We start from the raw sequence: 13,208 nt of genomic DNA, 5'->3' as shown, positions 1-13,208 counted from the left end.
GAAACCTAAGCCGCTAGCCAAGTATTATAGCTTGGCAGCACACAATTTATCGTGTGGAACGTTAAATAGAAGTAGCGGGCTGAACGGGTTATTTAGCAACAAATAAGTCCAATTAAGCGGGCGGGCGTATTAGTAGAAAAGGCCCCAATCGTCCGGAGCATCGTTATCTTTATCAAAGCCATTAACCCATTCAACAAACAGTAGTCGAAATTGCTCGATCTCCTCACGAAGTACGTTCAAATAGGCCGTAGCGGCTAGCTTCTCCGCTTTACAATACGAGGTTTGAGCCAGCAGTTCACGGGCGTGCATTTTTATAATCACGGCATTTTCCATCCGCAGGGTATATAAATCTCCCCCTTCTGCCCCAACAATCTTGGGAGCTAACATCATGGCATTCGCCAGCATCTGCTCATGCATCATGAGCACATCTTCTTCCTTATTGATGGTTTCGACAATAGCCTGTGTCAGCTCCATCAATTCATTCGCTTTCCGCAGGATGGGCAAATTTTTGATGCGTCGATTTTCTGCCTCCATTTCGGCACGGGCTTCTTCGGGGTCATAGTCCTCGTCAAAGCCATCCCAATCCAGAAAGCTATCGTCGTCGTCTTCGTCGTCAAAGTTCATCGCAAAACGGGCAGAGGGAATGATCACCTTCTGCATGCCAAAGTAACACAAACCTTTCCCAAAAACAAACCTTTCGTACCCAAAAAGCCATTCATGGTATCCAAAATAGTTCTACGATTTCAAACGCCGGACTCAACCTGTTCAATGGGGTTTGCTAACGAAGTCGGCAGTAGGGATTCACCTTCATCAAACCTCCACTAACAGCAATAACTAGGAACGATCCAGCTAAAATTAAACGACCATACGATCACGCAATACGTACAGTTGAGGCCATTATCTTACAAAAAACAAGTACAGCCACACAGCATTTTTAGAGAAAAGAGTCTGGCAAAACGAACAAAAACGGGGGTAACCTGTATATTTGTCTGGTTTAGTACCCAGAGTAGATACTCCCGGAGTGGATACTCCCAGAGTGGACACTTCGGATTTCCCACTGTATCGAATGACATATTGTTTAGGCGTTAAAGTTGCATCGGGCCTGGTTGCCATCGCCGACAGACGGTTGACTTCCGGCTCAGAAGTATCGTCGAATCGGAAAATTTCGGTTCATGAAGTCGAGAATCACTCGCTGTTTATCATGACCTCGGGCCTTCGCTCAGTTCGCGATAAAGCCATCACGTATTTCAGTGAAGTGCTTACCGAACAGGATCGATCCTTTAATAAGCTCTACAAAGCGGTCAACGCGTTTGGGGAACAGGTAAAACGGGTCGCTCAGGAAGATAAGTCGTCGATCATTGCCAATGGGTTAAATTTTAACCTGAATGCCATTGTTGGCGGTCAGTTAGAAGACGATGACGAACATAAGTTATACATGCTCTACCCGGAGGGCAATTGGGTTGAAGTAGATCAGGGATCTCCGTTCAAAATCATCGGCAACTCTGGCTACGGGAAGCCGCTGTTATTCAGAAACTTATCGTACGAATCCAGCTTACAGGATGCGCTCAAAATTGGCTTCCTTGCCTTTGATGCTACGCGCGTCAGTGCCAACGATGTCGATTATCCGTTAGATGTGGTCATCTACCCGAAAAACAGTTTTCACATGACCGAATATCGTCTTGAAAAAGAAGATATGGATGAAGTATCGCACCAGTGGAGTGCTCTATTGAGCAACTCCGTCCGAAAACTACCCTCCTACTGGATGGACCCTATTTTCGAGAAAGTCCGTTCGGCTAAGTAATTAGTGGAATAGGTGAAGTAGATGAAATGAGTGGCCTAACCCCTGCACCTACTTCACCTATTCCACTTACCTCACTTTACCTACTACCATGCATCTCCATGTTCGGCACGCATCTGAATACACGTACGATCTGCCGGTGGCACTAGGGCCGCAAACGCTCTACCTTTACCCGCGAATGTATCCCTATCAGCGGCTGCTGGCCTACGATTTGGTGATCGATCCAACACCAGCTCGGATTGTACGGAATATTGATGTGGAAGGTAATGTACAACAGCTGGTTTACTTTAGCCATCCTACGTCGTATCTGAAGGTGCAGGTAGAAATGGAGCTGGCTTCGGATGAGTTTAACTCCTTTGATTTCGTTCTATTTCCCTTCGAAACCCAGCAGGTTCCTTTCCGGTATCCGAAAGCGGTAGAAGAATTGCTCTACCCCTATTTAGAGCGGGTGGGAATTTCAGAACGTGTTGAACGATGGGCACGCCAGTTAGCCACAGAAGCCGGTTGGCAAACTACAGCCTTTCTGATGGCCTTAAACCAAACGATTCGAAAATTTACCTACGAAATCCGTGAGCATGGCGCACCGTTCCCACCTGAACAAACGTTAACGTTACAAAAGGGATCCTGTCGGGACTATACAACTCTGTTTATGGCAGCCTGCCGGAGTTTAGGCATTGCTGCCCGTTTTGTAAGTGGTTATTTATTTGGTAATCCACAACAGGAACATCAATTGCATGCCTGGGCTGAAGTGTATTTACCCGGAGCAGGTTGGCGAGGTTTTGACCCGACAGAAGGATCAGTTGTCGTGAACCGGCATATTTTTTTGACCTCAACGGCTAAGCCAGAGTTGGCTGCACCTATCAGCGGTACGTTTACGGGTCAGGCTAATTCCAGCTTACGCTCAGAATTAGTGTTTGTGTGAACTAAGTGAATAAGTAAGTAATTGCCGTACGTGTATGGCTGACGTACCGGCTACGTATCGACTTACTCTAACTTACCCACTTACTGATTATATTTACAGCTTTAACCAAAAACATTATCCAACCCATCAAGTGGCATTAATTAAGTCTATTTCCGGGATTCGAGGAACGATTGGGGGGCGCAGCGGAGACGGGCTGACGCCTTTAGATGTAGTCAAGTTTACCGCTGCCTTTGGGCAATGGCTTCGAAAACGCAGCCCAGAACGACAAACGGTTGTCATTGGACGCGACGGACGCCTGTCAGGCGAAATGGTATCCAAACTAGTAGCCGCAACTTTACAGGGCCTTGGTTTAACCGTGGTTGATCTGGGCTTGTCGACCACACCAACCGTTGAACTGGCAGTACCGGGAGAAGGAGCCGCAGGGGGAATTATCCTGACCGCCAGTCATAACCCAATTCAATGGAATGCCCTCAAACTACTCAATGAAACGGGCGAGTTTATTTCAGCACAGGACGGAGCCGATGTACTGGCGATTGCCGAAGACGAATCGTTCGACTTTGCCGAAGTACGCAAATTAGGTCAGTACCGCACTGATTCAACCTGGTTACAGAAACATATCGACCTGATTCTGGCCTTGCCTTTGGTGGATCGGGAAGCCATTGCCGGACGAAATTTCCGGCTTGTTGTCGATGCGGTTAACTCAACCGGTGGTATAGCCGTACCTATGTTGCTTGAAGCCCTTGGTGTAGAACGCATTACGAAACTTCATTGCGAGCCAACCGGTAATTTTGCGCACAACCCCGAGCCGCTACCCGAAAACCTCCGTGACATTATTAAAGAGATGAACAAAGGCAACGCCGATCTTGGTATTGTCGTAGATCCGGATGTAGATCGGCTGGCACTGATCTGTGAAGATGGGTCTCCTTTCGGGGAAGAATATACGCTGGTAGCCGTGGCCGATTACGTTCTGAAAAATAACCCTGCCGGAAGCGCCAAAACGAATAATACGGTATCGAACATGTCGAGTACGGTTGCCTTACGGGATGTGACCCAGAAATATGGTGGTCAGCATTCCGCATCTGCCGTGGGCGAAGTTCATGTGGTTGAGATGATGAAAGCCAAAGATGCTGTTATTGGTGGCGAAGGCAACGGGGGTATTATTTATCCAGAACTGCACTACGGCCGCGATGCATTGGTTGGTATTGCCTTATTTCTGACGCATCTGGCTAAGTCGGGCAAGTCGGCCTCTATGCTGCGTCGGACCTACCCCAACTATTATATTTCGAAAAATAAGATCGAACTCACAGCGAATATCAATGTCGATGCGGTGCTGGATCGGATACAGGCCAAATACGCCCGTAATCCAATCAATACCATTGATGGAGTAAAAATCGAGTTCGACAAAGAGTGGGTACACTTACGGAAGTCAAATACGGAGCCAATTATCCGGATCTATTCGGAATCGGATACGCTGGCAACAGCCGATTACCTAGCCGGAAAAATCATCGACGATATTCGTGAAGTGATTGCCGAGAACCGATAAACGTTCTTATAGCTATAATCTCCTAATCAAGCCACTACTGATGTAGTGGCTTTTTTGTTAAACTACGCCCACCCACAGCCCCTAATTTGTAGAATAATATCCTCAGAAATTACTGATCGACTTATTTGATTAGCATTTAAATTACCAACAAATTACTGATAATCAGCATCATGATTAATTTTCTTACGATATGGCATGTTTTTTAAGCTAGTATTGGCAATCCCAGAACGAATTCAAAACAGACACGATCATGAGCTTTTTAAGAGGAGTACTAGCAGGTTTGGCCATTGGTTATTTAACAGCACCCCGTAGTGGTAAAGATACCCGTGATAAATTGACAAAGGGTGCCAATGATTTACAGAATCAGTGGGAAGAGGGCGTTAACCAGGTAAAATCGCAGATTGACCGGCTAACTGGAAAGGCTGAAGACAAGGCTGATCAATATGCTGGAAAAGCTGAGCAGATATTCGATAAATATAAGAATGACACGCAGGCTGCTGTTAGCGAGAAACAGGATCGCGCGAAAACCGCGTATAACAGTACCGTTAATAATGCAGCAGATGCGGCCAAGTCTGGCATCAACCATGCCGAAGACGCACTGAAGCTGAACTAAGCACGGATCAGTAAGCGGGGACGTACAGAAATTCCATTTCTATTCGCCCATTAATTGTGTGAGTCAGGCTTCTGGCAGGGTTTTATACGCCATATCTCTAAGATATGGCGTATAAAACCCCTGCCAGAAGCCTGACTCTTTTTATTGTATATACCGTTCCCTCAATGAGTTAGCTTTCCTATTAATTATTAATATACATTTCTTGCGATTATTCATCCTACCCATTTCAATTATGAACCTACACGTACCCACCTCCAGGCCAATAGGCCACCCTCGCCCATGGGCAACTCTATTTTTGGTAATTATTACGTACGCATTGGCTGGCTGCATTACAACCCGTGTGGCAACCGAACCAGATTGTGACACCCCTGAAGGGGTAACATATTCCCAGAAAACGGTAACGGCTTACTTCTGGGGATTCAAACAGCCAACCGATCTCAAGCCCCCCTGCGATCCACGCTTTAATCACCTGAATGGGGTTACGGTAAAATCCACATTCGCACATTATTTGCTGTCGACCGTTACCCTCGGTATCGTTAATAAACAGCAGGTGCGGTGGTGTTGTGCTCCATACGTACCCCGACGTGACTCACTCTGACCATCTTCCCACCTAAACACAAATTCCCATGAATCTGCCTAATGGACTAGAGCTTTTAGCAGTCAATGAACTGACGAACAAGCATCAAAACTTTACCCAGCCGCTAACGCCTAATGCGTCGTTCAAGCTGAGGATTCCAACCGTACCCGCCGATTTGCGGGGGGCCTATCGCCAGACTACAGCTAATTTTCAGTGGTTAATCCGTCATGCGATCGACAATGGGCAACGCATGCGGGCTATTGGAAAAAACTGGTCGTTCGCAAAAGTAGGGGTTACAAACGGCGGTATGGTTGATGCCAATGCACTGACAACAACATTCGGGCTTCGTGCAGCCTCTGTCGATCCTGCTTATCTAGCCAGTGGAAAATCGGCCAGTAATCTGTTTTTTACAGAATGCGGCCTAACAATCCATATTATTGAGCAGATGCTCGAAGAAAGTAAGAAATCTGTACGAGCCTCTGGGGCCAGTAATGGGCAAACCATTGCCGGAGCCGTTTCTACCGGTACGCATGGGGCTGCCTTTACCTTTGGAGCCGTGCAGGATACCGTTGTTGGCATTCACCTGATCTGCGGGCCTGATCGACATGTCTGGCTTGAACGAGCGTCTAATCCAATCACTAAATCTAATTTTACCGATAACCTGGGTATTTCGGAAGTTATACGCAACGATGACCTGTTCAATGCTACGCTGGTTAGTTTTGGGTCGTTCGGATTTATTCACGGCCTGCTTCTGGAAGTTGAGAATCTATTCTGGCTGAAATCCTACAGCGTCGATACAACTCCGTATAACGACGCGCTGAAAAAAGCCATGACCGATTGCGATTTCTCGGGGATTGCCAATCAGTTTACGCCCCCACTGCCAGCCAGCTCCTCAACCGCCGAGCCCTACCATTTCCAACTAATGGTTAATCCACATCAGATTGACTTAACTGGCGCGGATACGACTAAGGGAGCATTTGTCAGGATACTTGTCAAACACACGACTAAACCAGACCAGGCAGTAGCCCCTCCACCTAAACCTGAGTTTATTTACGGAGACGATACACTAGGCCTGATGCAAACTGTATTAGATGCCCTTCGACCAAGTGTGTTGGTACCCTTCCTGGTCAATAAACTTTATCCGGCAGCTAAAGAACAAACCAATGGCTGGGTAGGTACGATGATGGAGTTTTTCGCACCAACGGATATTCGGGGCAAGGCTTCCAGTGCGGCTATTGGCATGGATTCCAGAGATAGCCCACGGGTTCTCGAAAAAATAATCGAACTAAACGCCCAGTCAGCCTTTCCGGGAGTTTTAGGGCTTCGATGGGTAAAAAAGACGTCGGCAATTTTAGGGTTTACGCGCTTTCCAATAACCTGTGTGCTGGAGCTTGATGGGATTGACTCCGCATTGACAAATCAGTTTCTGGAGCGTGTCTGGAACGCGCTGGATGTAGCCGGCATTCCGTACACCATGCACTGGGGTAAAGTCAACTTTGGCCTGAACCCCAGCCGTCTCCGGCAAATGTACTCCGACGCAGCTGTTGACACCTGGCTCAAGGCTCGTCATCAACTTTTAGATGCACAGACGCGTGCTGTTTTTACAAATGAATTCATGGAAAAATGCGGGCTGGATAAGGAGGTAATTCTGGAGAGTCCGATTGTGTAGATAGGGTTTTAACACAGAGATCACGGAGTAAAAAAAGAGACACACAGAGAAAAATATAGCTCCGTGTGTCTCTTTTCTTGCTCCGTGATCTCTGTGTTAAAACCTTAAAGCGCCTACTTAATGGCAATAGGCACTTCAACGTTCTCCCATTTCAAGACAACAGCCTTGCCGGTTACATCATAGACAAGCTTCTCATTCATCGAAGACGATTTAGACGGCTTTGCAGAGACGGTCAGTACATCGTTCGCTGGGTCGCGATTGGCTTCTCCCCCCCGCTTGATACCCCACTGACCGGTTTGTGAATTAAAGATGAATTTCCACTCCTTCTGATCAGGGATGGCAAATAGGCTATACTTTCCGGCAGGTAATGCTTTGCCTTCTACTTTAATTTCTTTATCAGTCTCAAAAATGGTCGCTTCATTAGCGCCCGCCCGCCATACTTTTCCATAGGGGGCCAGCGTACCACTTGGGTCCCAAACCTGCCGCCCTTTTACCGATGGGCTACTGTAATTAATGGTAATCGTTGCCCCATTGATTTTCCCGCTGGCCATAGCTGGCGGGCTAGGTCGGCTTGCTTTGTCACCCTGTGCCATGCTCATCATCGTCATGAATACACCGGCCAGTGTCAGCGCAACGGTCCGGTTCAGTTGTGTAGTTTTCATAGTAATCAAAAAAAGTTAGGCATTAGTGGCTAAAAATAGACATTTGATTTTAAAACCTTGACTATCATTTGAGTTTATTTACTCAGTGTTCTTCACCTGTTCAGGAACGTATAAAAACAAAACGCCCGGCACAGAAATCAGCACCGGGCATTTTGTAAAAATCGTACCGCACCAGCGGCCCGAATCGTAATTCGAAAACCAACAATCTGTTTACTCCCACTCAATCGTAGCGGGTGGTTTCGAGGAGATGTCATACACAACCCGGTTAACCCCTTTCACCCGGTTAATAATCTCGTTAGAAACATCGGCCAGGAACTCATAGGGCAAATGCGCCCAGTCGGCAGTCATACCATCCACACTTGTTACGGCACGGAGAGCCACTACCCGCTCATAAGTACGTTCATCGCCCATGACACCAACCGACTGAACGGGCAACAACATAGCGCCCGCCTGCCAGACTTTATCGTATAAGCCTTCGCGTTTCAGACCGTCAATAAACAAGGCGTCGACTTGTTGCAGAATATCTACTTTCTCGGGAGTGATATCGCCCAGAATCCGAATCGCCAGCCCTGGTCCGGGGAACGGATGGCGCCCCAGGATAGCCTCGGGCAAGCCTAAACTCCGACCGACTAACCGGACTTCGTCTTTGAACAGTGTATTTAGTGGCTCCACGATTTTCAGCTTCATGAAATCGGGCAGGCCACCTACGTTATGGTGCGACTTGATAGTGGCCGAAGGGCCTTTTACCGACACCGACTCGATAACGTCGGGGTAGATAGTTCCCTGTCCGAGCCACGATACGCCTTCAATCAAGTGCGCTTCATGATCAAACACATCGATGAAGGTTTTACCGATGGCTTTCCGCTTAGCTTCAGGATCGGTCAGGCCAGCGAGTGCGGTATAGAATTGTTCCTTGGCATCAACGCCTTTCACATTCAGTCCCAGCGTTTTGTAAGACTCCAGTACGCCCGAAAACTCATCTTTCCGAAGAACACCGTTATCCACAAAAATGCAGTACAGGTTTTTGCCAATAGCGTGGTGAATGAGTACAGCCGCTACCGATGAATCGACACCGCCCGATAACCCAAGTACCACTTTATCGTTGCCAATTTTCTGCTTTAGCTGTGCCACAGTCGTTTCCACGAACGACTCGGCGGTCCAGTCTTGGGCACAGCCGCAAATATCAACAACGAAATTATGGAGCACGGTTTTCCCTTGTAGCGAGTGCGTTACTTCGGGGTGAAACTGTATCCCGTACGTTTGCTCCCCTTCAACCTGAAAAGCAGCTACCCGAACGGTATCCGTCGAGGCAATAATCCTGAAATTCTCGGGAACGCTCGTAATGGTATCGGCATGCGACATCCAGACTTGCGAATGCTGATCGATATCTTTCAAGAGCGGATTTTCGCTGTTAACGGTGCCCAGTTTAGCCCGGCCGTATTCGCGTATGGACGATGCTTTCACTTCGCCCCCGCTGGTATATGCCAGCAGTTGCGCCCCGTAGCACACGCCCAGAATAGGTAGTTTATGCCGAAAAGCAGCCAAATGCACATCAGGAGCATCCGCATCACGAACGGACGATGGGCTACCCGAAAGAATGATGCCTTTTATATCGGGCGTAATTGTAGGGAGGTGATTATACGGATGGATTTCGCAATAAACGTTTAGTTCGCGTACCCGGCGGGCTATGAGTTGGGTATACTGCGAACCGAAATCCAGAATCAGAATTTGTTCGGTGGCCATGTATAGGTCTCTAAAATGCAAAGTTAGGGCATTTTTCGATACGCAAAAGCTGCAACGCAGAGATAGACGGAGAAGTAGCCTGTTAGTTTTATGGAAAAGTTAAGAACAGGCACTAGCAGATAGTACAGGTAATCGTATATTTTCAGGTGGTATAAACCTGGTTATTTGTGCGAAAAGCTAGACAAAACGAGTATCAGCGGGTATTGTAAAGATGCCTTTATTCGCTAAATCTAGCAACAGAACATGTCAATAAAGTTAAAATAAATAACAGTAAAATCCAAATAAATACAGAAAGTACGACAAAACTTTCGTATATTTAGGTGTAAGCAGCAATTTAAAATGACAGACCGTACGCTAAAAATAACATTCGGACTTATATCCCTCTTACTTTTGGCGACTTTGGTTTATAAGTTGACAGCAATTCCAGGTGGAATGATTTTACCAGGTTGGTTTTTAGGAGCAATGCTTTTAGTCGGAGTTATTATTGTTGGTTTGGTATTGACAGGACTTCTAAAGCTCTTATTAAAAAAAACATCGTTTCTTACTTTATTTTTCATTGTGACGACAGCAGCTTTTTTATTTCTACATTATTATTTTTATTCACCAAAGTTGACAATAACTGTTCCCAATGGCTATTGCGGACAAATTAGCTTAGTGAAATCAAATGCAAGCAATAATGTTTTGACAGTTGACAGCAATGGAATCGGTTATCTTACAAAATGGACGTTTGACAAATTATACTTAAAGCCCACCGTCATTCAGCAAGACGGAAAAAATATCGACAAAAATCTTGTAGGTTTTAATCCTTCATCTTTTTTTGGAATAGGAAAATCTTGCTGCATAGACGGACAGGAACTTGAAAGTTTAAGTTTTGAAATAGTGCCAGATAGTGTAATCGGACAAAAACAATATTATTCCAAAAGTTTGCTCAATTTGGTTGACAAAAAATTAGTAGCATTATCAAAAAAAGGCAAATACACAACAGAGGACACAGTAACGGTTGACATAAATAAAGTAAAATAAACTGCTGCTTACATTGGTATTTGCAAAAGCTGGGCAGACGGAAGCTGTGTTTCAACTTTTTGTTTTTCAATCTGGCTTCATATCGGGCAGACGAATAACTATTTAGCTATTTTCAAATCATCAACTTTTAATTATAAATTTAGCTTCAGGTTGCCGGGCTGACGGAAGTCTATTCCCCAGCCTTCGCAAATACCTAGACGTTATATGCAAGCTTAATACCGACACGACAATGATAAGAAAACAAAGATATATCCTTAGCTCAACACACTTGGACAGTCAAGGATTTATGATGTTGAAAAGTGCCCTTGACAGTATGTTGCCTCAACTAAATGGAAAGAGAAAGCCTCGTTTAGGTTTAGATCATATAAGGACATTTCCACCTTTTGGTGCAATCTCAAATGGAGAAGTTTTTCAAGGAGACGATAAACAATATTATCTGTCTGCTGAAATGATGTATTTTGACAAACAAGAATTTATTACACTTGACGATGGAACTTGGTTAGTGAAAGAGTATTTTAGTGAAGGTGAATACCCATTTATTGAATGTGAAGAAAGCGAAATAGAAAAACTATCTATTGCGACAGACCCAGCCAATTTTGAGAAACTTAATGAACATAAAGAAATTTATAAATTAGTAAAACAAGAAAGTGATTTAGAATTTGACACGTCTGAATTTGGACGAAAGTCTGAATTGCCAGACCCGGAAACAGTTATCACAATAACTACAATCCTTGCTACGACTCTTGGAATAATCAAATCAAAGGTTACAGAAAAATTAGGTGATGCAATTGGAGAAGACTTGGCTAAATTCTATAAACTAATATCTAAACTTGCAGTGGAAACAATAAAGAAAGCCAAGCCATCAAACCGACCAAAGAATTTTGTAATTTCTTATCCCAACACCGAATGTAATATTGAATTAGTTATAACTACTCATAAAGCAGACAAAGTTCTAAATTCATTGACGACTGAAAAACTCAAAACAGTAGCCGATAAAGTAGAACAGTTAAAAAACTTTGACGCTGAAAAAATTCAATTTACATTTAATGACAACGACATTTGGGAGTTTAATTATTTACTTACAAAGACTGGTGCTGTTATTGGGACAACAAAATCATTTAACAAGAGGAATGAACTTTATAATAAAATTTTAGAAAAACAGAACAATGAAGAAAAAGGCAGCAGCTAACATCGGTTTGGCAATATGGCAACTGACGGAATTCTAATGAATATTTGTGCAAGGTTCAACAGCAGTAATTCTATTGAACTTTTTTGCTAAAAATCCGCCACATCGCCAAGTCGAGAACCGTACTGCGATATTATTACGACAGGCAACCATAACCAAGACAATAGCGAATGTACGACCTTGACTACCTGACCAATCAACTAAATCTTTTGATTGGTTTTCTTGACGTTTCAGATGAACACGTTTACCAACAAATAAAGCATCATGACCGTTTCAATATGGGAATGACGATCGAACAGCTTTACGAAAACAATTTTGATAATTACAAAAATCACATAACAACATCAGCACTTCTTTTAGGCTTCGCCCACTTTGAAGATTTCTTAACTAAATGTATTGTAAAACTATTGGTTACAAACCCAGACAAGAACGATTTTAAAGTAACGTTCAAAACAATAAAAGAAAAAGGTGACAATTTGATTTTATCACTTGCCGAGGAGCAATCAAGACGCTTAACATTTGCGGAAAAGATTAAATTTATTGAAAAGAACCTTCAAGGAATTTCGGGACAATTATTAACTGATATAAAGTTTGTTAATGACATTCGGAACTGTTTAATGCATCATAATGGCTTAGCAGACAAAAGACTTATTCCCAAATATCAAGACGGCCAGAAAATTATTCTTAATTCGGGTGAAGTAAACGGATATGGACTACAAGCAAGACAATTAGCAAGAGAGATTTGGAGCAGAATATAATATCGCACAACATTGCATTGGCATTACAGGGGCTGACGAACATAGGCTGAACATTTGCATTTCTATTTATCTTTAGTACAAGAATTGGTCTGACGAGCCTTGATTGCCCTTACAATGCCAAGGCTTTAACGTTGTATACCATTTTAAACCAGCAATCTAAAGACTAAGAATTGGCTAAAACATTCAAATCAATCTATTTTTTGAGCTAAGAGCTAGAGAATAAAATAGCTTCATTTGTTGAACTCCAAAAAAAGTATCGAAAAGGCAGTTAGTTAATTTAATTAGACCCTATGAATACATAAAGCACCACAGTAAAAAAAGGCTTAGCTGAAATAGAAAAATCAAGATCAATTGCGGGGATTGTTGGGCCAACATTATTGGTTATGGTCTTGTCGGAGTTGAAACTGTGGAACCCAACTCTTTACGATACACAAATTGTTCCGCTAGTTTATCTTTCAGGGGTGCTGCTTTTCATAGCAGGAGTGGCCATTGTTCGTAGTCATAATAGTTGGGTGTTAGGGTGGCAAATGAGCCTAACGATTATTGGCTGGTTAGCTATAGCTCTTGGCCTTGTACGAATGTTTTTCCCTCAACAGTATAGGGCACAGTTCAAAAATGATAACTCTGCGCTTTTCGTAGAACTAGTCCTAATTCTTACCGGAATTGTATTGACCTACAAGGCCTATTTCCCAGCAAAAAAATAGGCTCTGAAAA

General features: G+C 44.1%; 12 protein-coding genes. 9 read left to right on the top strand and 3 right to left on the bottom strand.

All coding sequences use genetic code 11. The features are described 5' to 3' along the window. Positions 1–129 precede the first annotated feature (129 nt). On the bottom strand, positions 130–660 hold the full coding sequence (locus ACYVGO_RS33925; RefSeq protein WP_246859163.1) for a hypothetical protein: 531 nt from the start codon (positions 658–660) through the stop codon (positions 130–132). A 406-nt stretch (positions 661–1,066) separates the two neighbouring features. On the opposite strand from ACYVGO_RS33925, the gene ACYVGO_RS33920 reads away from it, so the two are divergent. The 6 genes from ACYVGO_RS33920 (at position 1,067) to ACYVGO_RS33895 (ending at position 7,122) form a co-directional block, all read left to right on the top strand. Then, positions 1,067–1,801, top strand: coding sequence for a peptidase (locus ACYVGO_RS33920; protein WP_142773684.1), 735 nt, complete (start codon positions 1,067–1,069; stop codon positions 1,799–1,801). 88 nt (positions 1,802–1,889) lie between these two features. Beyond that, the gene (locus ACYVGO_RS33915) at positions 1,890–2,720 is read left to right on the top strand and encodes a transglutaminase family protein (RefSeq protein ID WP_460973151.1); all 831 of its coding nucleotides are present in this window, start codon (positions 1,890–1,892) and stop codon (positions 2,718–2,720) included. Between the two features lie 130 nt (positions 2,721–2,850). Then, positions 2,851–4,263 (top strand): phosphoglucosamine mutase, encoded by a 1,413-nt coding sequence (gene glmM, locus ACYVGO_RS33910; RefSeq protein WP_142776769.1) that lies wholly within the window; start codon positions 2,851–2,853, stop codon positions 4,261–4,263. Positions 4,264–4,513: 250 nt separating this feature from the next. Next, on the top strand, positions 4,514–4,876 hold the full coding sequence (locus ACYVGO_RS33905; RefSeq protein WP_142773686.1) for a YtxH domain-containing protein: 363 nt from the start codon (positions 4,514–4,516) through the stop codon (positions 4,874–4,876). Positions 4,877–5,108: 232 nt separating this feature from the next. After that, complete coding sequence (locus ACYVGO_RS33900; protein WP_460973150.1) at positions 5,109–5,474, top strand: hypothetical protein; 366 nt, start codon at positions 5,109–5,111, stop codon at positions 5,472–5,474. 28 nt (positions 5,475–5,502) lie between these two features. After that, entirely contained in the window at positions 5,503–7,122 is a 1,620-nt protein-coding gene (locus tag ACYVGO_RS33895; RefSeq protein WP_460973149.1) for an FAD-binding oxidoreductase, read from the top strand. 113 nt (positions 7,123–7,235) lie between these two features. Here ACYVGO_RS33895 and ACYVGO_RS33890 read toward each other — a convergent pair whose 3' ends face one another. Together ACYVGO_RS33890 and guaA are read right to left on the bottom strand one after the other, a co-directional pair. Next, positions 7,236–7,784 (bottom strand): DUF2911 domain-containing protein, encoded by a 549-nt coding sequence (locus ACYVGO_RS33890; protein WP_460973148.1) that lies wholly within the window; start codon positions 7,782–7,784, stop codon positions 7,236–7,238. Between the two features lie 210 nt (positions 7,785–7,994). Then, positions 7,995–9,527 (bottom strand): glutamine-hydrolyzing GMP synthase, encoded by a 1,533-nt coding sequence (guaA, locus tag ACYVGO_RS33885; protein ID WP_460973147.1) that lies wholly within the window; start codon positions 9,525–9,527, stop codon positions 7,995–7,997. A gap of 339 nt (positions 9,528–9,866) precedes the next feature. On the opposite strand from guaA, the gene ACYVGO_RS33880 reads away from it, so the two are divergent. The 3 genes from ACYVGO_RS33880 to ACYVGO_RS33870 all read left to right on the top strand — a co-directional run bounded on the left by ACYVGO_RS33880 (position 9,867) and on the right by ACYVGO_RS33870 (position 12,494). Then, positions 9,867–10,550: a hypothetical protein gene (locus ACYVGO_RS33880; RefSeq protein WP_460973146.1), complete on the top strand. Its 684-nt coding sequence runs from the start codon at positions 9,867–9,869 to the stop codon at positions 10,548–10,550. 229 nt (positions 10,551–10,779) lie between these two features. Next, positions 10,780–11,739, top strand: coding sequence for a hypothetical protein (locus tag ACYVGO_RS33875; RefSeq protein WP_460973145.1), 960 nt, complete (start codon positions 10,780–10,782; stop codon positions 11,737–11,739). 167 nt (positions 11,740–11,906) lie between these two features. Further along, positions 11,907–12,494 carry a hypothetical protein gene (locus ACYVGO_RS33870; protein ID WP_460973144.1) on the top strand — a complete coding sequence of 196 codons (588 nt, stop codon included), beginning with the start codon at positions 11,907–11,909 and terminating at the stop codon, positions 12,492–12,494. The last annotated feature ends 714 nt before the right edge of the window (positions 12,495–13,208 follow it).

The sequence above is a fragment of the Spirosoma migulaei genome (assembly GCF_054776855.1).
The sequence above is the reverse complement of the archived record's forward strand: the minus strand, read 5'-3'. Positions and strand labels throughout refer to the sequence as shown.